The 22,955-nt window shown below is 62.3% G+C and carries 18 protein-coding genes and 2 pseudogenes; 18 read left to right on the forward strand and 2 right to left on the reverse strand.

Going from position 1 to position 22,955, the window contains the following annotated elements; translation table 11 throughout:
* The 5 genes and pseudogenes from HT737_RS16625 to HT737_RS16645 all read left to right on the forward strand — a co-directional run.
* Positions 1–2,388: pseudogene (locus HT737_RS16625) on the forward strand (Ig-like domain-containing protein); the annotation flags it as partial.
* 49 nt (positions 2,389–2,437) lie between these two features.
* Positions 2,438–3,955 (forward strand): TolC family protein, encoded by a 1,518-nt coding sequence (locus tag HT737_RS16630; protein WP_047290735.1) that lies wholly within the window; start codon positions 2,438–2,440, stop codon positions 3,953–3,955.
* A complete protein-coding gene (cysC, locus tag HT737_RS16635) occupies positions 3,939–4,544 on the forward strand; it encodes an adenylyl-sulfate kinase (RefSeq protein WP_182403324.1) in 606 nt (201 codons plus the stop codon). Before HT737_RS16630 ends, cysC begins: the two co-directional genes overlap by 17 nt.
* Positions 4,541–5,326: an aspartyl/asparaginyl beta-hydroxylase domain-containing protein gene (locus tag HT737_RS16640; RefSeq protein WP_182403332.1), complete on the forward strand. Its 786-nt coding sequence runs from the start codon at positions 4,541–4,543 to the stop codon at positions 5,324–5,326. Before cysC ends, HT737_RS16640 begins: the two co-directional genes overlap by 4 nt.
* Positions 5,314–6,258 carry a sulfotransferase family protein gene (locus HT737_RS16645; protein ID WP_131670836.1) on the forward strand — a complete coding sequence of 315 codons (945 nt, stop codon included), beginning with the start codon at positions 5,314–5,316 and terminating at the stop codon, positions 6,256–6,258. The genes HT737_RS16640 and HT737_RS16645 overlap by 13 nt, the downstream gene beginning before the upstream one ends.
* An 81-nt stretch (positions 6,259–6,339) precedes the next feature.
* Here HT737_RS16645 and HT737_RS16650 read toward each other — a convergent pair whose 3' ends face one another.
* Together HT737_RS16650 and HT737_RS16655 are read right to left on the reverse strand one after the other, a co-directional pair.
* Complete coding sequence (locus tag HT737_RS16650) at positions 6,340–7,098, reverse strand: slipin family protein (RefSeq protein ID WP_041070974.1); 759 nt, start codon at positions 7,096–7,098, stop codon at positions 6,340–6,342.
* 2 nt (positions 7,099–7,100) lie between these two features.
* Positions 7,101–7,652 (reverse strand): NfeD family protein, encoded by a 552-nt coding sequence (locus HT737_RS16655; RefSeq protein ID WP_182403326.1) that lies wholly within the window; start codon positions 7,650–7,652, stop codon positions 7,101–7,103.
* A 154-nt stretch (positions 7,653–7,806) separates the two neighbouring features.
* On the opposite strand from HT737_RS16655, the gene HT737_RS16660 reads away from it, so the two are divergent.
* The 13 genes and pseudogenes from HT737_RS16660 (at position 7,807) to pgaD (ending at position 22,895) form a co-directional block, all read left to right on the forward strand.
* The gene (locus HT737_RS16660) at positions 7,807–8,268 is read left to right on the forward strand and encodes an aminoacyl-tRNA deacylase (RefSeq protein ID WP_041070977.1); all 462 of its coding nucleotides are present in this window, start codon (positions 7,807–7,809) and stop codon (positions 8,266–8,268) included.
* 113 nt (positions 8,269–8,381) lie between these two features.
* A complete protein-coding gene (locus HT737_RS16665; protein WP_131670839.1) occupies positions 8,382–8,627 on the forward strand; it encodes a DUF2789 domain-containing protein in 246 nt (81 codons plus the stop codon).
* Between the two features lie 137 nt (positions 8,628–8,764).
* Positions 8,765–9,193 (forward strand): MarR family winged helix-turn-helix transcriptional regulator, encoded by a 429-nt coding sequence (locus HT737_RS16670; RefSeq protein ID WP_047290742.1) that lies wholly within the window; start codon positions 8,765–8,767, stop codon positions 9,191–9,193.
* Positions 9,190–11,253, forward strand: a complete 2,064-nt coding sequence (locus tag HT737_RS16675; protein WP_182403328.1) for an FUSC family protein — start codon at positions 9,190–9,192, stop codon at positions 11,251–11,253. Before HT737_RS16670 ends, HT737_RS16675 begins: the two co-directional genes overlap by 4 nt.
* Positions 11,250–11,459: a DUF1656 domain-containing protein gene (locus HT737_RS16680; protein ID WP_007957657.1), complete on the forward strand. Its 210-nt coding sequence runs from the start codon at positions 11,250–11,252 to the stop codon at positions 11,457–11,459. Before HT737_RS16675 ends, HT737_RS16680 begins: the two co-directional genes overlap by 4 nt.
* Positions 11,456–12,343 (forward strand): HlyD family secretion protein, encoded by an 888-nt coding sequence (locus tag HT737_RS16685; protein ID WP_047290744.1) that lies wholly within the window; start codon positions 11,456–11,458, stop codon positions 12,341–12,343. Before HT737_RS16680 ends, HT737_RS16685 begins: the two co-directional genes overlap by 4 nt.
* Positions 12,340–13,782 carry an efflux transporter outer membrane subunit gene (locus HT737_RS16690; RefSeq protein ID WP_121183022.1) on the forward strand — a complete coding sequence of 481 codons (1,443 nt, stop codon included), beginning with the start codon at positions 12,340–12,342 and terminating at the stop codon, positions 13,780–13,782. The genes HT737_RS16685 and HT737_RS16690 overlap by 4 nt, the downstream gene beginning before the upstream one ends.
* Before the next feature lie 93 nt (positions 13,783–13,875).
* On the forward strand, positions 13,876–14,511 hold the full coding sequence (locus HT737_RS16695; RefSeq protein ID WP_025113416.1) for a hypothetical protein: 636 nt from the start codon (positions 13,876–13,878) through the stop codon (positions 14,509–14,511).
* Between the two features lie 251 nt (positions 14,512–14,762).
* Positions 14,763–16,268, forward strand: a complete 1,506-nt coding sequence (locus HT737_RS16700) for a YdgA family protein (RefSeq protein WP_121183026.1) — start codon at positions 14,763–14,765, stop codon at positions 16,266–16,268.
* Between the two features lie 248 nt (positions 16,269–16,516).
* A pseudogene (pgaA, locus tag HT737_RS16705) lies at positions 16,517–18,998 on the forward strand (poly-beta-1,6 N-acetyl-D-glucosamine export porin PgaA).
* A gap of 12 nt (positions 18,999–19,010) precedes the next feature.
* Complete coding sequence (gene pgaB, locus HT737_RS16710; protein ID WP_182403330.1) at positions 19,011–21,008, forward strand: poly-beta-1,6-N-acetyl-D-glucosamine N-deacetylase PgaB; 1,998 nt, start codon at positions 19,011–19,013, stop codon at positions 21,006–21,008.
* A gap of 1 nt (position 21,009) precedes the next feature.
* On the forward strand, positions 21,010–22,365 hold the full coding sequence (pgaC, locus tag HT737_RS16715; protein ID WP_095667856.1) for a poly-beta-1,6-N-acetyl-D-glucosamine synthase: 1,356 nt from the start codon (positions 21,010–21,012) through the stop codon (positions 22,363–22,365).
* Positions 22,362–22,895 (forward strand): poly-beta-1,6-N-acetyl-D-glucosamine biosynthesis protein PgaD, encoded by a 534-nt coding sequence (gene pgaD / locus HT737_RS16720; RefSeq protein ID WP_047290751.1) that lies wholly within the window; start codon positions 22,362–22,364, stop codon positions 22,893–22,895. The genes pgaC and pgaD overlap by 4 nt, the downstream gene beginning before the upstream one ends.
* Positions 22,896–22,955 lie beyond the last annotated feature (60 nt).

The raw sequence follows: 22,955 nt of genomic DNA on the forward strand, positions 1-22,955 counted from the left end.
GCTCGGCGTCGGCCAGACCAGTCTGGTGACCATCACCTTCAGCGAAGCGGTGACCGGTTTCACCAACGCCGACCTGACCATCGCCAACGGCACGTTGAGCGCAGTCAGCAGCAGTGATGGCGGCATCACCTGGACAGCGACCTTCACCCCGGCGGCAGGGATTACCGACACCAGCAATGTGATCACCCTGGACAACACCGGCATCGCCGACCTCGCGGGCAACGCCGGCAGCGGCACCACCGATTCCAACAACTATGCGGTCGACAGTCAGCGTCCGACGGCGACCATTGTCATGGCCGACAGCGACCTGCGTCCCGGTGAAACCGCGTTGGTGACCATCACCTTCAGCGAGGCCGTGACCGGATTCGACAATGCCGACCTGAGCGTTGCCAACGGCACACTGAGCAACGTTTCGTCGAGCGACGGCGGCATTACATGGACGGCCACGTTCACGCCGAATATCGGCATCACCGACCTCACCAACCTGATTGTCCTGAACAACACCGGTATTACCGACCTGGCCGGCAACACCGGCACCGGCACCACCAGCTCCGCCAACTATCAGGTGCAGACTCAGGTGCCGACTGCCACCATCGTGGTTGCCGACACTTCGCTCAAGGCCGGGGAAACCTCGCTGGTGACCATCACCTTCAGCGAAGCGGTCAGCGGTTTCGACAACAGCGACCTGACCATCGCCAACGGCACGCTGAGCAATGTCAGCAGCAGCGACGGCGGTGTCACCTGGACGGCGACCTTCACCCCGACCGCCAATGTCACTGACGCGACCAACCTGATCAGCCTGAGCAATGCCGGAGTGACCAACGTCTCAGGCAATAGCGGTATCGGCATCACCGACTCCAACAACTTCGCCATCGACACCGCGCTGCCGACCGCCACCATCGTGGTCGCCGACAATCGCCTGGGCATCGGTGAAACCACCACCGTGACCATCACGTTCAGCGAAGCGGTGATCGGGTTCGATCTGGGGGGATATCAGCGTCGCCAACGGTGCGCTGTCGAACCTGACCAGCAGCGACGGTGGCATCACCTGGACGGCGACGTTCACCCCGACAGCCGGCGTCAACGACCCGACCAACCTGATCCTGATCGACACCGCCGGCGTCCAGGATCTGGCCGGCAACCTCGGCGCGAGCATCGCCATCTCCAACAACTACATCCTCGATGCGACCCGGCCGACGGTGAACATCGTGGTTGCCAATCCGCATCTGGGCATCGGCCAGACCACCACGGTGACCTTCACCTTCAGCGAGGCGGTGAACAATTTTGACCTGTCCGACCTGAGCGTGACCAACGGCGACCTGAGCAACCTGAGCAGCAGCGATGGCGGCAAGACCTGGACCGCGACTTTCACGCCGACCGCGAACGTGACCGACCCGAGCAACTTCATCGCGCTGGACACCAGCAACGTCACCGACTTGGCAGGCAACGCCGGCAGCACCGTGGCGGTGTCGAACAACTACGCCCTCGACAGCGAGCGCCCGACCGCCACGGTCGTGGTTGCCAACCCGAATCTGGGTGTCGGCCAGACTTCGCAGGTGATCATCACCTTCAACGAAGCGGTCAGCGGTTTCGATCTGGCGGACCTCAGCGTGGCCAATGGCACCCTGTCCAACCTGAGCAGCAGCGACGGTGGCAAGACCTGGACGGCGACCTTGACGCCGACCGCCAACGTCAACAGCGCCAGCAATGCAATCAGCATCAACACGGCCGGGGTCAGTGACCAGTCGGGCAACAGCGGCAGCGGGATCAGTCAGTCCGGGAACTACGTGATCAATACGGTGCCGGTGGTCGTACCGCCGGTGACACCGACCTCGCCGTTGGTGGTGGTGCCGCCGGATCCGGAGTTCCGCAGCAGCGACCCCGTCGTGCCACCATCGGCGCCGAACGTCCCGCTGCAACCGCTCATCTTCACACCGCCCACCGGCGACCTCGGCTCACCGCTGACCTTCGCGCCGCTGTTCGAACAACGGGGTGATCGGCAACGGCATCCGTCCGCTGGGTGACATTTTCATCAACCACGGCGCCCTGAGCCCGAGCTTCATCGCCCAGGTTTTCACCAGCAGCGACAGCGGCGGCGATGGTTCCGGCCATGGCTTCCTCGGGTTTGGCGGTGGCGATGGCGGGGTGTTCGGCAGCAGTACGCTGTCGAGCCTGTTCCATCAGGACAGCGCCGCAGAGCGCGATTCGCTGAATGCCTTCGACCGTCATTCGATCACGGGCGGCGATATTTCCCAGGGTCTGCGCGGTGTGTTCGGCGCGCCGACCCTGGGCCAGCAACTGCAACAGATCAAGGACAGCGAGCAGCACCGGGTCGACAACCTGGCGGCGGCTCTGCAACAGGTCGGTATCAGCGAAATGCAGGCCTGATAACACACACAACAACTCAATATGCGCAGCACCCAGGGGCGATGCAGGGATGAAGAAAAGTCAAAAATTGTTCGGCGCCAGCCTGCTGGCGCTGGCAATCAGCGGATGTGCAGTCACCAGTGAACCGATCGAACGCAGTGTCAGCGAACAACGGGCCAAAGCCGACCTGCAAAGCATGTACAAGGGTCAGGAACCGCTGAGCGGTCCGCTGACCCTGCACCAGGCCATGGCCCGCGCGGTGAAATACAACCTCGAAGGGCGCTTGAAAATCATGGAGGAAGCGCTGGCCAAGCGGCAGCTCGACCTCGCCAGCTTCGACATGCTGCCACGCATGGCGCTGGATGCCGGTTACGTCGGACGCAACAATGTCAGCGCCTCCAGCAGCCAGAGCGTACGCACCGGCACCCAGTCCCTGGAACCGTCGACCTCCCAGGACCGCGACCGCAACGTCGCCGACCTGACCATGGTCTGGAACGTCCTCGACTTCGGCGTCAGCTACATCAACGCCAAGCAACAGGGCGACCAGCGCCTGATCGTTCAGGAACGCCGGCGCAAAGTGATCAACACCATCGTGCAGGACGTGCGCTCGGCCTATTGGCGGGCGATGGCGGCCGAACGCCTGCTCAAACAGATCGACAGCCTGATGGCCCGGGTCGACACCGCCCGCCGCAACAGCGAAAGCATGAGCGAGCAGCGCATCGGTGATCCGGTGCAGTCCCTCGGTTACCAGCGTTCGTTGATCGAAGCGACCCGGCAACTGGAAGAGCAACGCCGGGCGTTGTCGCTGGCGAAAACCGAACTGGCGACCCTGATCAATCTGCCGCTGGGCACCAACCTGACGCTGGCCACTGACGACGGTTATCAGATCCCGGAACTCAAGGTCGATATTTCCAGGCTGGAGCAGGAAGCCCTGACCAGCCGTCCGGAACTGCGCGAGCAGGATTACCAGACCCGGATCAGTGCTGCTGAAACCCGCAAGGCGATGTTGCGCATGTTGCCGGGCCTGGAGTTTTCCGCCGGCGGACACTACGACAGCAACTCGTTTCTGGTGAACGATCGCTGGGCCGACTATGGGGTGAAAGTCACCTGGAACCTGTTCAATGTGATCTCTGCCCCGGCAGCCATCGATGTGGCCAAGGCCGGCGAAGAAGTCGCCACCGCACGCCGTCAGGCGATGTCGATCGCGGTGCTGGCGCAGCTGTATGTGGCCAATGCCAACTATCAAGAGGCGCTGCGTCAGTTCAAGACCAACCAGCAACTGTCGGACATCGACGGGCAGATCGTCGGTCAGTTGCGCAATCGGCACCAGGCCGCCGGCATCGGCGAGCTGGAGTTGATTCAGGGCGAACTGAACAACCTGCAAGCGGATCTGCGCCGCGATCTGTCGTATGCCGATCTGCGCAATGCCTATGGGCAGATCTTCGCCAGCGCCGGCCTCGATCCGTTGCCGGATCAGGTGCAGTCCACCGAAGTGCAGTCGATCGCCACGGCGTTGGCTAACCGGGAATCGGCGTGGGCGTCGGGGGATATTTCGGTGCCAGTGGTGGCGCATGCTGCTGCCAAATAATCTGCAGGCGCCCGTCGCCAGCATCAGCCGCAGGCAACGCGAGTCCCGCAACGGCCATCGCGGTGCGGCGATTTTGCTCACCGGTCTGCCGGCGGCGGGCAAATCGACGCTGGCCCAAGCGCTGCACGCCGAGTTGTTTGCCCGTGGAGTGCAGAGCGTGGTGCTCGATGGCGACGGCTTGCGGGTCGGGCTCAACCGCGATCTGGGGTTTGGCGACGCCGATCGCCTGGAGAACATCCGCCGTGCCAGCGAGCTGGCAGCGCTGCTGGTGGAAAACGGGCAGATCGTGATTCTGGCGATGATCGCGCCGTTGCTGGAACTGCGAGAGGTGTTCGCCCAGCGTTTGGTTGCGGACTATCGGGAGGTCTGGTGCAGCGCATCGCTGACGGTGTGCGAACAGCGTGATCCGAAGGGTCATTACGCCCGCGCACGGCGTGGCGAGATGGCCGGTTTCACCGGGGTTTCGGCACCGTACGAGCCGCCCGCGCAGGCCTCGCTGGTGCTCGACACCGGCGTGCAGACCGTGGATGCCTGTCTGGACCGGCTGCTGACCTGGCTTGGCGAATGCGCGGTGTTGCCCAAGGCATGAGCCGCCCGGTCTGTTCACGTCTGCCGGTGGCGGTAGACTTGCCGCTGCTGTTGCAGGCGCTGCAGGCGATTGCCGAAGAGGCTTGGCGCGGACACTTCAACACCGATTACTTCACGGGCGACTGGAGCGGCGTGGCACTGATTTCGGCCGCCGATGCCCTGACCGAGTTATCGCCCGGACGCGGTGAAACAGTGCAGCGCACGCCCTGGCTGCGCGATGAACGCTGGCGGTTGGGGCTACGTGAGCTGGCGCTGGATATCGTCAGCGCACGCCTGCTGCGACTGGGGCCGGGCGGGCGGATTCATGAGCACCGTGATTACGATCTGGAGGGGCCGGACGCCGATCTGCGCCTGCACATTCCACTGCTCAGCCCGCCCGCCGTGGACTTCTGGCTCGAGGGTCAACGTGTGCCGATGTCGGCGGGGGAGTGCTGGTTTCTCGATCTTGCTCGTGTGCATCGGGTGGATAACTTCGATACCTGCGCGCGGATTCATCTGGTGCTCGACTGCCGGCCCGGGGCCTGGCTCACGCAGAAGATCGCCGAAGGTTTGCGCGACACCCCTGCACCGCAATCGGCCGATTCGGCGTTACAGCGATTCCAGCGACTGGTTGCAGGTGATGCAGCGTTGGCGGCGACTCTGCAGCACATGACGGACCCCGAAATATTCATCGAGCGCACTCTGGAGCTGGCCGCCGAACACGGCTTGCCATTCTCCCGCGAAGAACTGCGCGCCGCGATGCGCAACGGTTGTCGGCAATGGAACGAACAATGGAAAGGCTGAACTTCGACGGCTGGCTGCCGATCCGGATCTGGCCGCTGGCGGAGCAATGGCAAGTGGACTGGTGCTGGTTTGCTGACACACCACTGCATCAGCCTTTTTTTCGTGACGCCGTCGAAGAAGCGCTGCGGTTGCCGTTCAATCAGGCTTTTCGCCGGCAGACGCCGCTATCGGTGCTGACCGAGTGGCAAGCGCAAAGTCCGGGGTTGGCCCCGAGTGCCTTTATCCTGCACGCCTCGCGTTGCGGTTCGACATTGATCAGCCAGATGCTCGCGCGGCTCGATGACCACATCGTAGTCTCGGAGCCTCCGCCGCTTGATGCACTTTTGCGCGGTGAGCTGCCCGAAGCCGAGCGGCGGGCAGCGATCAGTGGACTGCTCTCGGCCTACGGTCAACGTCGACGCGGTATCGAGCAGCGACTGGTGATCAAGCTCGATGCCTGGAACATCGGCGAATGGCCGCTGTTGCAGGCATGCTTTCCCGACACGCCGTGGCTGTTCGTGTATCGCGATCCGCTGGAAATCGCCGTATCGCACGTGCGTCGTCCGGGGATGCACATGGTGCCGGGGATGCTTGGTGATTGTGTGCTCGACGATGGTTTGCCATTTACCGGCAGTGAAGACTTCATTGCACGACGGCTTGGACACTTGCTGGCGTCGGCGTATCTGCACTGCCGTGAGGGTGACGGACTGCTGGTGAACTACAGCGAGTTGCCCGAGGCCATGGCCGGACGATTGGCGAAGTTTTTTCGTTTGAATGTCGAGCAGCGGCAGCAGGTGTTGGCGGCGACGATGCAGCATGCCAAGCAGCCGTCCCAGCGCTTTGTTGCCGATGGCGAAGACAAGCGTCGCGAGGCTTCGCCGTGGTTGCGCGAACGGGTTCGGCAATGTGCCCAGGATGCCTTTCTGAATCTTGAATTGCTGCGCAATGCATGAAAGATCGCAGCCTTTCGGCAGCTCCTACAGGGTGTACGCATAACCGATGCAGGAGCTGCCGCAGGCTTCGATCTTTTGCTGTCAGGTTTTTCCCGACAGATCCGCCATCCCCTTGAGCAATTCGATGGGCAGGGGAAAGACAATCGTCGAGCTCTTGTCGCCGGCAATCGAACTCAAGGTCTGCATGTAGCGCAACTGCATGGCGCCGGGCTGACGGCCGAGCATTTCGGCGGCCTGCATGAGTTTTTCCGAGGCCTGCAGTTCGCCTTCGGCGTGGATCACCTTGGCCCGGCGTTCACGTTCGGCTTCGGCCTGTTTGGCGATGGCACGGACCATCGACTCGTTGAGGTCGACGTGCTTGATCTCGACGTTGGCGACTTTGATGCCCCAGGCGTCGGTCTGGGCGTCGAGCACCTGCTGGATGTCGATATTCAGTTGCTCGCGTTCGGCCAGCAGTTCATCCAGTTCATGTTTGCCGAGCACCGCGCGCAGGGTGGTCTGGGCCAGTTGGCTGGTGGCCGAAAGAAAGTCTTCGACCTGAATGATCGCCTTCTGCGGGTCAAGCACGCGGAAGTACAGCACCGCATTGACCTTCACCGAGACGTTGTCGCGGGTGATCACATCCTGCGGCGGTACGTCGAGCACCACGGTGCGCAGATCGACCCGGACCATTTGCTGCACCACCGGTATCAACAGGATCAGCCCCGGCCCTTTGACCTGCCAGAAGCGCCCGAGCTGGAACACCACGCCGCGCTCGTACTCACGCAGGATGCGGAAGGTCGAGCCGGCGAGTGCAATCACCAACAGCAGCAGTGCAACAAAACCGATTTGCAGACCCATGATCACTCTCCGTGTCGCACCGCGTCAGTCGCGGCGACTTTCAGCAACAAGCCCTTACGCCCGACCACGCGCACCGATTGTCCGGTGTGCAAGGGTGTGGCGCTGTGCACTTGCCAGTGTTCACCCTGCAAATGCACCCAGCCGTTGTGGGCGTTTTGCGCTTGCACGGTGGTCACCGCCGTCACGCTGCCGACCAGCCCGGCATCGCCGCTGACAGTATGGCGGGGGCGGGTTTTCAAGGCGCGGACGATCAAGGCGATCAGCAGCAGGGCGCTCAGCAGGCCGAGGCCGATGATCATCGGTACCGGCACCTCGGCGTTGCTCAGGATCAGCGCGCCGATGACGAACATGATGATCCCGCCAAGGCCGATGACCCCGTAGTTGGGCAGCGCGGCTTCGGCAATCAGAAAGGCAATGCCGAGGGTGATCAGCCACAGGCCGACCGGATTGACCGCCGTCAGCGGGACGTCAGCCGCGAGGGCCGGGCCGCTGGCCAGCAGTATCAGAAAAAACAGACAACATCGGCTGTTCACGTGACCCTCCGGGAGAGTCATGGGGGTGTTTCCTTAAGTCTAGTTGAGCCTGGCGCTGAATGAATTCTGCTCAATGAGCAGATGTGTCCAGTGAGCGGATTTCCCTTCGCCTGAGCCTCGCCGAACTAGACTCAGCAGAACAGGCACAACGTTCCGCGTGACACCGAGGTGCAGCATGCGTATGGCAAAAAAAGTGCAAAGCAGCCTGAACCGGGCGCATTGCGAATATGACATCGTGGCCCACCGCCACTCCGCCAGCAGTCTGGAAACCGCACGGGTTTCCGGGGTGCCCGCCGAGCGCGTGGCCAAGTCGGTGATTCTCGACGACCACCACGGGCATTACCTGATGGCCGTGCTGCCGGCCAGCCGGCACCTGGATTTGAGCAAAGTGCGCAGCCGCGGCGAATGGCAGATCACCCGGGAAAGCAACCTGGCGCACATCTTCGATGACTGCGAACGCGGCGCGGTGCCGCCGCTGGGTGATTCCTACGGCCTGGACATGGTCATCGACCCGCTGCTGACCCGGCAGAAAGACATTTACCTGGAAGCCGGCAACCACAACTACCTGCTGCACATGAGCATGCCCGAGTTTCTGAAAATGGTGCCGCATGCCGAGGTGCGGGAGTTGAGTCAGTAGGACCTGTAGCGTTTTTGCCGGCGCCTTCGCGAGCAGGTTGATCGAGTTCCCCCTGTGGGAGCGAGCCTGCTCGCGAATAATCTCCACCCACCGAATTCTTGAAGGAGTCCTCCATGGAGCAGCCCACCCACAGCCTGCCGTCCCTGTTCAAACAACTGGGACTGGGCGACGACCCGACCAGCATCGACCAATTCATCGCCACCCATTCACCGCTCAAACCCGAGCTGCACCTGGCGGACGCGTTTTTCTGGAGTAAAAGTCAGGCGGATTTCTTGCGCGGCGAGATTCTTGATGATGCGGATTGGGCGGAGGTGGTGGATCAGCTGGATGTGTTGTTGCGCAAGGGGCGGGTTTTGTAGGACTGAGTAAAACCCAAATTCTCTGCAGAGAAGATTTGTTTCAAAACTTGACTGAAATTCACCGCCAATGCGATATTGATAGTTAGCAAACTAACAGTGTGCATTTTCCCGTGCCGAATTCCCTCGACGCTCTCCAGATGAACATCAGCAGTGCCATGGTGGTGGCCGCCAGGCATTGGCGGAAGATCTGCCAGACCACGCTGGTCAACTATGGAATCTCCGAAGCCTGCGCCGTGCCGTTGTTGATGATCGGGCGGTTGGGCGAGGGTGTACGTCAGGTGCAAGTGGCGCAGGCAGCCGGGATGGAAAGTCCGTCGCTGGTACGCCTGCTCGACCAGTTGTGCCACGCCGGCTACGTCTGCCGCACCGAAGATGCGCAGGATCGTCGGGCCAAGTGCCTGAGCCTGACCGACACCGGCCGTGAACTGGTGCAAGCGGTGGAAAGCGAACTGGTGCGTCTGCGTCATGAAGTGCTCGAAGGCATCGACCAGAGTGATCTGGAAGCTACGCTTCGGGTACTGCGAGCTTTTGAGGCGGCCAATCCGCCTGTGGTGATTAATTCTTGAACGGTTTTTTCTCTGGCATCCCGCCTGCCCGTGACTGGTTCTACGGGGTCCGCACCTTTGCAGCGTCGATGATTGCGCTGTACATCGCCTTGCTCATGCAAATGCCGCGTCCGTATTGGGCGATGGCCACGGTGTACATCGTCTCCAGCCCGTTTCTCGGCCCGACCAGTTCCAAGGCTTTGTACCGCGCCATTGGTACCTTTCTCGGCGCGGCGGCGGCGGTGCTGTTCGTGCCGATGTTTGTGCAGAGTCCGTATGTGCTGGTGGTGGTAATTGCCTTGTGGACGGGGATTTTGCTGTTCCTGTCGCTGCACCTGCGTACCGCCAATAACTACGCACTGATGCTGGCCGGTTATACCTTGCCGCTGATCGCCTTGCCGACCGTGGATAATCCGCTGGCGGTGTGGGACGTGGCGGAAGCGCGGACCGAAGAGATTTTTCTCGGTATCGCCGTGGCGGCGGTGGTCGGCGCGATGTTCTGGCCGCGTCGCCTGGCGCCGGTGTTCAACGACGCGGTGGGCAAGTGGTTCGCCGACGCCACCACCTACAGCCTGAAGTTTCTCAGCCGCGACGTGCAGCCTGAACAGATCGCCACGCTGCGCATGGCCATGGTCGCCAATTTCAACAGCCTCGAATTGATGATCGGCCAGTTGCCCCACGAAGGCGCTCGACCGCAAACCGTGCGCAACACCAAGGAACTGCGCGGGCGGATGATCCACCTCTTGCCGGTAATCGACGCTCTGGAAGACTCGCTCTACGCCCTTGAGCGACGCACGCCGGAACTGGTGGAAAAGTTTGCCCCGCTGCTGACCGCGACCCAGGAATGGCTCGCCCATAACGACGCTGATCTGGCGCGTTGGCAGGCGCTCAAGGATCAACTCCAGGCCCTGCAACCAAGCTGCGAGGCCTTGGAAGATCGCAAGCAGTTGCTGTTCTCCAACGCGATTTATCGCCTCGGTGAATTCATCGATCTGTGGCAGGACTGCCGCAGTTTGCAGGACGCGATTCTCTGCGAGCGCCAGGACAGCTGGCGCGCGGTTTACCGGCACTGGCGCCTCGGGCGGCTGACGCCATTTCTCGACCGCGGGATGATGCTGTATTCGGTGGCCTCGACCGTTCTGGCGATCATCGTCGCTTCGGTGCTGTGGATTCTGCTGGGTTGGCCGGACGGCGGCAGTGCGGTGATTCTGGCAGCGGTAGCGTGCAGTTTCTTCGCCTCGATGGACGACCCGGCGCCACAGATCTACCGGTTCTTTTTCTGGACCGGGATGTCGGTGCTGTTCGCCAGTCTCTATCTGTTCCTGATTCTGCCGAACCTGCACGATTTCCCGATGCTGGTACTGGCGTTTGCGGTTCCGTTCATCTGTGTCGGCACCCTGACGGTGCAGCCACGCTTCTTCCTCGGCATGCTCCTGACGCTGGTCAACACCTCGTCGTTCATCAGCATTCAGGGCGCGTACGACGCGGACTTCTTCGCCTTTGTGAACTCCAACCTGGCCGGCCCTCTGGGCCTGTTGTTCGCGTTTATCTGGACCCTGATCGCCCGCCCGTTCGGCGTCGAGCTGGCCGCCAAACGTCTGACCCGCTTCAGCTGGAAAGACATCGTGCGCATGACCGAGCCGGCCAATCTGGCCGAACATCGGCATCTGGGCGTGCAGTTGCTCGATCGTCTGATGCAGCACTTGCCGCGTCTGGCCATGACCGGACAGGACACCGGGATTGCCATGCGTGAAGTGCGTGTCGGCCTGAACCTGCTCGATCTGCTGGCTTACACGCCACGAGTCAGCGGCGCGCCGAAGGCCCTGCTGCAGCAAGTGGTGGCCGAGGTCGGCGAGTATTTCCGCGCTTGCCTCAAGGCCGGCGAACGCTTGCCGGCACCGAGCCCGCTGCTGATGACCATGGACCGCGCCCGCCGCGCGCTCAAAGGCCACGGCGACGAAGAAACCCGGCTAAACCTGTTGCATGCCCTGAGCGGTTTGCGCCTGGCGCTGTTGCCCGGCGTGGAATTTGTCAGCACGGGCGATGCCGAAGAACCGCTGCCCGATGGAGCGCCCCTATGATTGGTGATCTGGATATCAGCGGCATTTTCCTGCCGACCCTGCTGGTGTTGATGGGCATCACCTATGTGTTGTTTGTGCTGGTGCATGGCGTGCTCACGCGCCTGCACTTTTACCGTCTGGTCTGGCACCGGGCATTGTTCAACGTGGCCCTCTACGCCGTGATGCTGTACGGCGTGGACTCACTCAGTCGATACCTGATGACATGAAAAAACCGTTTCTGACTATCGGTCGCGTGGTCCTGACCCTGCTGATCGTGACTTTCGCCGTCGTCCTTGTCTGGCGCATGGTGATGTATTACATGTTTGCGCCGTGGACCCGTGACGGCCACATTCGCGCCGACATTATTCAGATCGCCCCGGACGTGTCCGGGCTGATCCAGCAGGTCGAGGTCAAGGACAACCAGTTGATCAAACGCGGCCAGGTGCTGTTCAGCATCGACCAGGACCGCTTCAAACTGGCCCTGCGTCAGGCTAAAGCGGCGGTCGCCGATCGCGAAGAAACCCTGGCCCAGGCGCAGCGTGAAGCCAAGCGTAACCGTGGTCTGGGCAATCTGGTGCCGGCCGAACAACTGGAAGAAAGCCAGTCGAAAGTCGCCCGGGCGCAATCGGCGCTGGCCGAAGCGCTGGTGACGGTGGACAGCGCGCAGCTCAATCTGGATCGTTCGGTGATCCGCAGCCCGGTGGACGGTTACGTCAACGACCGTGCGCCGCGAGTGCAGGAATTCGTCACCGCCGGGCGTCCGGTATTGTCGGTGGTCGACAGCAACTCGTTCCACATCGACGGCTATTTCGAAGAAACCAAACTCGACGGTATTCATGTCGGGCAGTCGGTGGATATCCGCGTGATCGGCGACAAGGCCAGGCTGCGTGGGCATGTCGAAAGCATCGTCGCCGGTATCGAAGACCGCGACCGCACCAGCGGCAACAACCTGCTGCCCAACGTCAACCCGGCGTTCAGCTGGGTGCGCCTGGCGCAACGGATTCCGGTGCGCATCGCCTTTGACGAGGTGCCGGCAGATTTCCGCATGATCGCCGGTAGGACCGCGACCGTGTCGATCATCGACGACAAAACCCAGGAGCCCGCGCAATGAACAGGGCCCTGATGATCGCCGGGTTGGGCATGATGCTCTCGGCCTGTCAGATGGTCGGGCCGGACTATCATCTGCCCGCTGATGCGGCGGTGCAGCGCAAGGATTTTCAGGGCGAGCTGGCGGTGGACGGCAAACCAGTGGTGTCGGCGCCGGTGCCGGCGGACTGGTGGCGGCTGTATAAGGATCCGCGACTGGATCAACTGGTGCAGCAAGCCATGGCGTCAAACACTGATTTGCGCGTAGCGGCGGCGAACCTTCAACGGGCTCGCGCACAAGTCGATGAAGCCGAAGCGGCGGGTGGCTGGAGCGCGGGCGTGAAGATGGGCGCGCAGCGTTTGCAGGAATCCGGGCAGGCGTTCTTGCTGCCGGAAAAAGTCCCGGTCGACAACGTCGGCGATATTGGCATCAGCGCGTCTTATCAGTTCGATCTGTGGGGCACCCTGCAACGCGGTATCGAAGGCGCGAAGGCTAACGCCGATGCGACTCAAGCAGCGGCTGACACCGCACGCATCACTTTGGTGGCCGACGTGGTTCGCGCCTACACCCAGGTGTGCGCGGCCAACGAAGAGCGGGAAATTGCCCAGCACTCCCTCGACCTGCAATCGCAGAGCACCACGCTGATCCAGCGTCTGCGCGATGCCGGGCGTGGTGATGAAACCCAGGTCACCCGTTCGCAAACCCAATTCAAGTCGTTGCGCGCCGACCTGCCGCGCTATGAGGCAGCGCGTCAGGCCGGGTTGTTCCGCCTGTCGATGCTGCTGGCCAAACCGGTCGAGCAATTGCCGGCCGGTACCGCCACTTGTGCCGAGCTGCCGAAAATTGCCCAACTGGTGCCGGTGGGCGACGGTGCGGCGCTGCTCAAGCGTCGTCCCGATATCCGTCAGGCGGAACGTCGCTTGGCGGCCTCGACAGCGGGCATCGGCGTCGCCACGGGCGAGCTGTATCCGGACATCAGCATCGGCGCGACCATCGGCACCGTCGGTCTTATTGACGACTTGGGCGATCCGTCGACCAACCGCTGGGGCTTCGGTCCGTCGTTGAGCTGGAAGGTGCCGACCAACGGCGCCCGTGCGCGGATCCGTGAAGCCGAGGCCAACACCCAGGCCGCACTGGCGCATTTCGACGGCGTGGTGCTCAACGCCATCCGCGAAACCCAGACCGGTCTGGCCCAGTACAGCGCACTGCTGCAACGCCGCGACGCCCTGGCCGATGCCGAGCAGTCGGCGAAACTGGCAGCGGACCAGACCCATCGCTTCTTCCAGGCCGGGCGCGAGTCGTTCCTCGCCGACCTGCAGGCGACCCGCACCTACACCGATGTCACCGCGCAACTGGCCGCTGCCAACACCCAGGTTGCCATGAGCCAGATCGATTTGTTCCTCGCCCTGGGTGGCGGCTGGGAAAGCGGACGAACGCAAGCCTCAAGCACCAGCAAACCCTGAAGCCGTTGCTATGCTTTGAAGTGTTGAAAGGGTGCCCCGTGCAACGCACCCTTTCAGCGCACATCGCTAGCGCTGGTCTAGGGGAAACCAATAATGAAAAACCCTTACGCTCTCGGCTTCTGGTGCGCCCTGGTAGCGCTGGTGCTGCTGTCGGCCACCTATTTCTACGGCATCATGCTGGCCCATCAGATCGACAAGGCCATGGTCTTCCTCGACAGCGCCACGGCGTTGATCGCGGTGATGGCAATTGTCGTCGTGGCCTGGGCGTCGATCCAGGTGCAGCGGGTCAAGAAACGCCAACTTGAACAAGGCAAGACCCTGGTGCTGATCTGGGACACCAAAGTCGCCCTGCGCCGGGTCGAAACCGTGTTCGATCGCTACTTCTGGGGCAGCTACTGGCAACCGGGACGCACCTTCGCCGAAGTCATGGGCGAACTGACCGGCACGCCGCTGGAAAAAAGCCTCGAAGCCTTGAAAAAACAGTGTCTGGAACTCGACAAGCAGATCGCCGATGAAGGCTGGCACTGGCTCAACAATGCCCGCGAACTGTCGGATGTCGCCACGGCCATGGCCCGCGAACGCTATCAGCTGGATTTCTGCGACCCCCGAGCCGACGGGCCGGGCGGGGCGGTGATCGACCGCGACTTTGAAGTGCTGGTGTATACCTGGACGGCGCGGTTGAAGAGCTTTGATCATCAACTGGATGAGATCGAGGTCCAGTATTCCTGAAAAGCAAAAGATCGCAGCCTTTCGGCAGCTCCCTACAAAGGAATGCGTTCCCTGTAGGAGCTGCCGAAAGGCTGCGATCTTTTTTGCTTTTGCGCGTGTCCATAGACACTCTTTAACCTTTAAACATTGGGCCGCCTCGCGCTGCCAGTGCTAATCTCCACCGCTAATTTCAGCGGAGTCGAGCCGCAACCCGGTCACGGGTTCAGGGAAGACGACCACACTTACAGCCACGGACATTGATCAGGTCATTCATGAATAAATCAGCAGGCGTGCTTCTCGGGATTGTTGTTGCCATCGGTGCGATCAGCGCGGGTGGGGCCTGGTACACCGGAACCAGGATCGAAGGCGTGCTGAACAACGCCGTCACCAACGCCAACCAGGAGCTGCAGACCGCGATGGCCGGTTCCAATGGCACCGCATCGCTGGAACTGGTGTCGCTGGAACGCCACACTTTCACCAGCACCGCGCACTACCGCCTCAAGGGCGAGGGCGAGATGTTCGGTGACAAGCCGGTCGAGTTGCTGTTCGTCGACCACATCGAACACGGCCCGTTGCCCTTCTCGCGTCTGGTGTCGCTGAAGTGGCTGCCGGTCATGGCCACCAGCAATTACGAGCTGGAAAAGAGCCCGGCCACCGAAAAATGGTTTGCCGCCACCAAGGGGGCCGCACCCGTCAAGGGCGTGACCAGCATCGGCTACGACGAGTCCACCACCAGCAGCGTCGAACTGCTGCCACTGGAAACCGCACTGGATGAGCAATCGAGCCTGAAATTCTCCGGCCTGACCATGAACATCTCCGCCAGTGCCAAGGCGCAGAAGGTCAAGGCTGACGGCTACATGGACAGCCTGAAACTGGTCACCGTGGCCCAGGACCAGGCGCCGGTGCAGGTCGAACTCAACGGTCTGACCCTGGCCAGCAACCTCGCCAAGAGCAGCTACGGCTACTACACCGGGGAAAACACCCTGGAGCTGACCAACAGCAAAACCACCTTCGGGCCCAAGCAGTCGGTACTCGGTGTGAAGAACTTCGAAATGAAGAACCTCACCGAAGAGAGCGGCAGCAATGCTTCGGGCCGCGCTGACTACAAGGTCGGTGAAGTCACCCTCAACGACAAGAAAATCGGTTCGGCCAACATGGCCATGAGCCTGAAAAATCTCGACATCCCGTCGACGATGTCGCTGATGCAGATCTACCAGACCAAATTGCAGCCGTACGAGAAGGAAGCGGCGGCGGCTGCCGAGGCCGGTCTGCCGGCACCGGAACTGAACCTGACCGAAGCCGAATCGGCACAGGTCAAGGCTGACCTGCAGAAACTGCTGGCCGCCAGCCCACAGATCGCGCTGGAAAACCTGTCGCTGAAAACCGCCAACGGTGAAAGCCGCGCCAGTCTGGTGATTGATCTGACCAAACCGCAGTCGATGGACCTGCCGCCGGATCAACTGGGCAAGCAATTGATCGCGCTGCTGGACCTGAATATTCAGGTGTCCAAGCCGATGCTGATCGATCTGCTCAGCGTGCAGGCGCAGCTCGACGGTCAGACTGACGCCAAAGCCATCGTCGACCAGGCCAGCGCCGGCGCCGACATGTTCTCCGGGATGGCAGTCGGTTCGCAATTGGCGACCGTCGACGGCACCAATGTCGTGACCAAGCTGCACTACGCCGCCAACCAGGTGGAATTCAACGGCCAGAAAATGACCGTCGAGCAGTTCGTCGGCTTCCTGATGAGCAAGTTCGCTGGCGTCACGCAAGTGCAGTAATCCTGCGCTCTAAATAGCAACGCCCGGCCTCTGGATTCGCGGACGCCGGGCGTTTTGCTGTCTGGCATTCGGGTTTTGCACTGAGCCGGCGGCACGATTCTGAACAATTATTGTGTTCTGAATATTCGACTACGCTTGCATGCAAGACTGCCTGACTAAGCTTGGCTGGGTCTTTGTTGGCTCAGCCTCCGTTACGAATGGGCAAGGGGGGCATTGCGACCCGGCTGGCCATGTAAGGATGCTGACGAATGCCGCGTATTGATGTGCCTGTTCTACATCGTGGTTTACGCCCGTTGTTTCGTGTTGCGCTGTGCAGCCAGTTGCTCTGGCCGGCACTGGCGTTTGCCGACACGCCCTATGATCAGATGGTGCGTGATGCCCGTGCCGGGCAGACCACGCCCGCGCTGAATGTGCTGCGCCAGGTGCCGCCGGGGCAGTCGACCACTGGCCAGATCAGCGATCACCTGCAGATCGCCAGTTGGGCCGGCCTCGATGCCGAAGTGGTGCAGGTCTATGAAACCCAGGGCCGTGACCGGGTGCTGCCGGTGCAGGCACTGACCGCCACGGCACGGGCCTATCGCAACCTCAAGCGTTGGGATCAGGCGACTCAGGTCTACAACAAGGCGCTGGCGCTGGAGCCGGACAACGCTGACCTGCAATTGGGGCTGGCCCTGACTCAGGCTGACGCGGGCAAACCCGACGAAGCCGTGACCCGCGCCAAGGCGCTGGTCGCCGCCAAACCCGACGATCCTTCGCGCCGCCTTGCCCTGGGCTATGCCCTGACCCGCGCCGGCAAGCAGTACGACGCGTTGTTTGAATACGATCAAGCGTTTATCCGTGCCGGCAGCAAGCCGGAGGTCGCCCGCGAATACGTGGTCGCCCTGCAAAAGGCGCGGCTGCCGGAACCGGCGCTGCGTCTGGCCAATCAACGTCCGGGGCTGATCGACCCGGTCACCCTGCGCCGCCTCGAAGGTGATCTGGCCGCCGAACGCGTGCGTCTGGCCGAACTCGCCACCCGCAGTGAACAAGAACGCTACGTGATCGCCGACCGCGCGCTGGCCGATTACGACAAACTGCTCGCCACCTGGACCCCGGATGCCAGCGCCCACGATGACGTGATTCGCTGGCGTATCGACCGCATGGGTGCACTCAAGGCCCGGGCGCGCACCGCTGACGTGATCAATGAATACCAGAAGCTGCAAAGCCAAGGCGTGAAGATTCCGACCTACGCCTTGCGCTGGGTCGCCGCGTCGTATCTGGATCAGCGCCAGCCAGAAGTCTCTACCGACCTGTATCGCCAGGTGCTGTCGGCCCCGGACGCCGATGTCGGTGATCGCCTCGAAGACACCACCGCGGTGTATTACTCGTTGCTGGAAAGCGATCGCGCCGATGAAGCGCGCAACGTCGCCGAGGACCTGGCCAAGGCCCAGAAGCCGCGCGTCGAACTCAAGGGCTTGCCGATCGGCAACCCCAACGACGAATGGATGGACGCGCAGCAACTCGCGGCGCAGGCCGGCACCTACGGCTCCGACCTGCCGCACGGCGAGGAACGTCTGCAAACCCTGGTCGATCAGGCCCCGGGCAACATCGGCCTGCGCCTGGCGCAGGCCGATCTGTACCTGGCCCGGCAATGGCCACGCCGCGCGGAAACCCAGCTCAAGGAAACCGAGAGCATGGTCCCGCGCGACATGGGCCTGGAACTCGCTCAGGCGCGCACCGCGATGTCCCTGCAAGAATGGCGGCAGATGGATGCGCTGACCGATGACGTGGTCGCGCGTTTTCCGGACAACCGTCAGGTACAGCGTGCAGCCCGCGAGCGCGAAGTGCACGACATGTCCGAACTGCGCGTCGAAGCCTATGGCGGCAAGGCCAACGGAGGCGGCGGCAGTGGTGCGGGCGCGGTCAGTGGCAGCCGCGATTTCGGCATCCAGAGCACTTTGTACAGCCCGCCGATCGATGAAGACTGGCGGGTGTTCGTCGGCGCCGGGTATGCCACCGGCGACTTCGCCGAAGGCACCGGTACCGACCGCTTCCAGCGCGTGGGCCTGGAGCGTCGTACCCGCGACATGAGCCTGGAAGCCGAGGTCTCCAACCACGATTACGGTTACGGCGCCAAACAGGGCGCGCGCATCGCGATTGCCCGCGACATCAACGACCACTGGCAGTACGGCGGCAGCTTCGCCTATCTGTCGGCCGAGACGCCGTTGCGGGCGCTCAACAGTGACATCAAGGCCAACGGCGGCAACGCGTTCATTCGCTGGCGCGCCGACGAAAGTCGCGAGTGGCGGCTGTCGGTCAGTCCGTCGCACTTCAGCGACGGCAATAACCGCGTCGAAGCTTTGCTCACCGGGCGCGAGGGCGTCTACAGCGCGCCGAACGTGCAGGTCGATGCCGGTCTGGAAGTCGGTACCAGCCACAACTCCAAGTCCGAGGATGTGCCGTACTTCAACCCGAAATCGGACTTCAGCGTGATGCCGACGGTCAACGTCAACCATGTGCTCTACCACCGTTACGAAACCTCGTGGAGCCAGCAGTTCCAGGCCGGTGCAGGCACCTACAGCCAGCGTGATCACGGCACTGGCGGCATGGCAATGCTCGGCTACGGCCAGCGTTATGCCTGGAACGACGTGTTCGAGGTGGGCGGTTTGTTCAGTGTGATCAACCGGCCCTACGACGGTGATCGGGGAGACCGATCTGCGTCTGCTCGTCGACCTCACTTTCCGCTTCTAGAAGAGTTTGAAGATGCCTTTGATGACGCGTTTCATCCTTCTGCTGGGAGTGCTGCTGATCAGCGCCTGCGCCCAGCAAGCCCCGGCCTTCGCGCCGCCGTCGCAACGTCCCGTAGCGGCCAGTGAAAAACCCTGGCCGAAAAACCATGTGCTGGGCATCGCCTATCACGATATCGAAGACCGCGACCCCGATCAGGCGGTGGTGGCGGTGCGCACCGAACGCATGATCGAGCAGCTCGCGTGGCTGCGGGAGAACGGCTACCAACCGGTCACCGTCGATCAGATCATGGCGGCGCGCAAGGGCGGCCCGGAACTGCCGGCCAAAGCGATCCTGCTCAGCTTCGACGATGGTTATTCAAGCTTCTACACCCGCGTGCTGCCGGTGCTGCGCGCCTACAACTGGCACGCTCTGCTGGCGCCGGTCGGCGTGTGGATCGACACGCCGCTCAATCAACCGGTGGATTTTGCCGGTGCCCCCCGCGCACGTTCGGACTTTCTGACCTGGGATCAGGTGCGGGAAATCTCGCAGTCAGGGCTGGTGGAAATCGCCGCGCACACCGACGCCAGCCACAAAGGCATCCTCGCCAACCCGCAAGGCAACATGCAGCCGGCGGCGGCCACCCGACGCTACGATCCGCTCACCAAACGCTATGAGTCCGAAGAACAGTTCCGCGCTCGAATCAGCAATGACGTGGCGACCATCTCGGAAAAAATCCGCAAGGTCACCGGCAAGAAACCGCGCATCTGGGTCTGGCCGTACGGCACGGCGGACGGCACTTCGCTGGCCGTGGTCGGCGAGCAGGGCTACGAAATGGCCCTGACCCTGGACGACGGTCTCGACGCCCTCGACAACCTGATGAGCAGTCCGCGCTTCCTGGTGGCCTCGGATCCTGACGGCGAGCATTTCGCCAACAGCATCGTCGGCGTGCAAGCGGATTTCGCCATGCGTGTGGTGCACGTCGATCTGGACAACGTTTACGACCCGGACCCGGCGCAGCAGGAAATCAACCTCGGCAAGCTGATCCAGCGCATGGCCGACATGGGTGCCAACACCGTGTTCCTGCAGGCCTTCGCCGATCCGAAGGGCGACGGGCTGGTGCACTCGCTGTACTTCCCCAACCGTCACCTGCCGGTGCGCGCCGATATTTTCGACCGCGTTGCCTGGCAACTGCGCACTCGGGCGCACGTGAAAGTCTTCGCCTGGATGCCGGTGCTGAGTTTTGGCCTCGATGCGAAACTGCCGCGTGTCACGCGCTGGGATCCGAAGACCGGCAGCACCGCGGTCGATCCGGACCAGTATCAGCGCCTGTCGCCGTTCGATCCGCAAGTACGGCGGATCATCGGTGAAATCTACGAAGACGTGGCGCGCCTGACCTCGGTGGACGGCATTCTGTACCACGACGACGCGGTGCTCTCGGACTTCGAAGACGCCAGCCCCGAGGCCCTGAAAGCTTATGCCGCGCACGGCTTGCCGGGGTCAATCGCTGCGCTTCGAGATGATCCGGCGGCGATGCAACGCTGGACGCGCTTCAAGAGTAAATACCTGATCGATTTCACCAATGAGCTGACCGCCAAGGTCCGTGCGATCCGTGGCCCGCAGGTGCTGACCGCACGCAACATCTTCGCCGAGCCGGTGCTCAATCCGCAGAGCGAAGCCTGGTTTGCGCAGAACCTCGACGACTTCCTCGTGACCTACGACTGGACGGCGCCGATGGCCATGCCGCTGATGGAAAAACAGACCCAGGCGCAATCCGGCCCGTGGCTCGAAGACCTGGTGGCGAAGATCAAGCAGCGCCCCGGCGCTCTGGACCGCACGGTGTTCGAACTGCAAGCCCGCGACTGGACGAAAAAGGATCAGGCCGACATCGACGGCGCGCAACTGGCCGACTGGATGGGCCGGCTCAAGCGTCAGGGGGCGACCAGTTTTGGTTACTACCCGGACAACTTCCTCGACAACCTGCCGGACCTGAAAACCGTAAGGCCTGCGCTCTCCAACAAATGGAACCCATGACATGCTGGATAGACTGTTAGCCCTGCTTGTTCTGGCGCTCGTCCTCGGCGTGCCGCTGGGGTTGATCTTCCTGGTCACCGGGCAGTTCCTGATGGACTTCGTGTTCTTCTACCCGTTGTTCATGTCCGGCCTGTGGATTTCCGGTGGCCTGTATTTCTGGCTGCACTGGGAACGCCACTGGCCGTGGAAGGACGACACCCTGCCGCCGCCACTGGAAGGCGAACCACTGATCTCGATCCTGATCCCTTGCTACAACGAAGGCGAAAACGCCGCCGATACCATTCACGCGGCGCTGGCCCAGCATTACCCGAACATCGAAGTCATCGCGATCAACGACGGTTCCAAGGACAACACCGCCGAAGTGCTCGACCGGCTCGCCCAAGAAGACCCACGCCTGCGGGTGCTGCACCTGGCGGAAAACCAGGGCAAGGCTGTGGCCCTGCGCATGGGCGCCATTGCTGCGCGCAGCGAATATCTGGTGTGCATCGACGGCGACGCGCTGCTGGCACCGAACACGGCGGCCTATCTGGTGGCGCCGATGCTCGACAACGCGCGCCTCGGCGCGGTGACCGGCAACCCGCGTATCCGTACACGTTCGACATTGGTCGGGCGGGTGCAGGTCGGTGAGTTCTCCTCGATCATCGGCCTGATCAAGCGCACGCAACGGGTGTTCGGGCGGATCTTCACCGTGTCCGGGGTGATCGTCGCGTTCCGCCGTACCGCGTTGAACCGCGTCGGCTACTGGAGCCCGGACATGATCACCGAAGACATCGACATCAGCTGGAAGCTGCAACTCGATCACTGGAGCATCTTTTACGAGCCGCGCGCGCTGTGCTGGATCCTCATGCCGGAAACCCTGCGTGGTCTGTGGAAGCAGCGCCTGCGCTGGGCCCAGGGCGGTGCCGAGGTGCTGTTCAAGAACATCCGCGGCATCTGGCAGTACCGCCATCGTTACCTGTGGCCGCTGCTGTTCGAGTATTGCCTTTCGACCGGTTGGGCCTTCACCTTTCTGCTGTCGGTAATCTTCTGGGCCGTTGGCAAGTTCGTCGTCATGCCGGAGTCGATTGCCGTGCATCACCTGATGCCCCCGGCGTTCACTGGATTGCTGCTGGCCTTCGTCTGTCTGGTGCAGTTCGCCGTCAGCATCATTATCGACCGGCGCTATGAGCCGGGTCTGGGCCGAACCATGTTCTGGGTCGTCTGGTACCCGATCGCTTTCTGGCTGGTCAGTCTGCTCACCACCTTGGTCAGCTTCCCCAAGGTCTTGTTTGGCCAACATCAGAAGCGTGCGCGCTGGGTCAGTCCTGATCGGGGCATCAAACCGGTTGGCGACGACGAAGAGGAGGTCATCAAATGAAAATCATCCGGACCCGCCAGCGACCGTTCCTGGTCGTGATCGACGTGATTCTCACCGTGCTGGCCTGGGTCGGCCTGCTGTTCCTGCTGATACGCGGGCTGTGGCCGCTGATCGAAACCCACGCCGGTGGGCCACGCATCGACAACTCGGCGTTCGAGGCGCTGGGGACGTTGCAGATCTACCTGTGGGTGGCGCTGGTCAACGCGGTGATCCTGATTGGTTGGGCGCGTTATCAACAGCGCAAAAGCCGAAGCTTCGCCCAGCGTCGATTGCCGGCGCCGGTGGTCGATGATGAAGGGCTGAGCAAGAGCTTCCGCCTGTGCGATGAGCGCTTGCAGAAACTGCGCACGCCGGGGGTGATGACCATCCACAACGATCAGGAAGGTGACATCAGCCATGTGGTGCTGAACTTTCGGCCACTGGAGCCTGCGGAGCTGCCGCCACCGCTGGCGCCGCTGGAGCATCCGCGGGTGATCTTTCTGCACGCCGAGGATGACGATAATCGCGACCCGGTAAATCGCCCCACCTGAAAGATGCCCCCCCTGTAGGAGCTGCCGAAGGCTGCGATCTTTTGATCTTTTAAAATCAAG

It is taken from the genome of Pseudomonas sp. MD195_PC81_125 (assembly GCF_014060985.1).
GTDB classification, from domain to species: Bacteria; Pseudomonadota; Gammaproteobacteria; order Pseudomonadales; family Pseudomonadaceae; genus Aquipseudomonas; species Aquipseudomonas parakoreensis.

What these genes read in the sequence shown, in the direction of transcription:
- HT737_RS16630 (WP_047290735.1), top strand. Translation starts at nt 2,438, where the DNA reads ATGAAGAAAAGTCAAAAATTGTTCGGCGCCAGCCTGCTGGCGCTGGCA.
- cysC (WP_182403324.1), top strand. Translation starts at nt 3,939, where the DNA reads ATGCTGCTGCCAAATAATCTGCAGGCGCCCGTCGCCAGCATCAGCCGC.
- HT737_RS16670 (WP_047290742.1), top strand. Translation starts at nt 8,765, where the DNA reads ATGAACATCAGCAGTGCCATGGTGGTGGCCGCCAGGCATTGGCGGAAG.
- HT737_RS16655 (WP_182403326.1), bottom strand. Translation starts at nt 7,652, where the DNA reads ATGACTCTCCCGGAGGGTCACGTGAACAGCCGATGTTGTCTGTTTTTT.
- pgaC (WP_095667856.1), top strand. Translation starts at nt 21,010, where the DNA reads ATGCTGGATAGACTGTTAGCCCTGCTTGTTCTGGCGCTCGTCCTCGGC.
- HT737_RS16650 (WP_041070974.1), bottom strand. Translation starts at nt 7,098, where the DNA reads ATGGGTCTGCAAATCGGTTTTGTTGCACTGCTGCTGTTGGTGATTGCA.
- HT737_RS16680 (WP_007957657.1), top strand. Translation starts at nt 11,250, where the DNA reads ATGATTGGTGATCTGGATATCAGCGGCATTTTCCTGCCGACCCTGCTG.
- HT737_RS16640 (WP_182403332.1), top strand. Translation starts at nt 4,541, where the DNA reads ATGAGCCGCCCGGTCTGTTCACGTCTGCCGGTGGCGGTAGACTTGCCG.
- HT737_RS16700 (WP_121183026.1), top strand. Translation starts at nt 14,763, where the DNA reads ATGAATAAATCAGCAGGCGTGCTTCTCGGGATTGTTGTTGCCATCGGT.
- HT737_RS16690 (WP_121183022.1), top strand. Translation starts at nt 12,340, where the DNA reads ATGAACAGGGCCCTGATGATCGCCGGGTTGGGCATGATGCTCTCGGCC.
- HT737_RS16695 (WP_025113416.1), top strand. Translation starts at nt 13,876, where the DNA reads ATGAAAAACCCTTACGCTCTCGGCTTCTGGTGCGCCCTGGTAGCGCTG.
- HT737_RS16685 (WP_047290744.1), top strand. Translation starts at nt 11,456, where the DNA reads ATGAAAAAACCGTTTCTGACTATCGGTCGCGTGGTCCTGACCCTGCTG.
- pgaB (WP_182403330.1), top strand. Translation starts at nt 19,011, where the DNA reads ATGCCTTTGATGACGCGTTTCATCCTTCTGCTGGGAGTGCTGCTGATC.
- pgaD (WP_047290751.1), top strand. Translation starts at nt 22,362, where the DNA reads ATGAAAATCATCCGGACCCGCCAGCGACCGTTCCTGGTCGTGATCGAC.
- HT737_RS16660 (WP_041070977.1), top strand. Translation starts at nt 7,807, where the DNA reads ATGCGTATGGCAAAAAAAGTGCAAAGCAGCCTGAACCGGGCGCATTGC.
- HT737_RS16665 (WP_131670839.1), top strand. Translation starts at nt 8,382, where the DNA reads ATGGAGCAGCCCACCCACAGCCTGCCGTCCCTGTTCAAACAACTGGGA.
- HT737_RS16645 (WP_131670836.1), top strand. Translation starts at nt 5,314, where the DNA reads ATGGAAAGGCTGAACTTCGACGGCTGGCTGCCGATCCGGATCTGGCCG.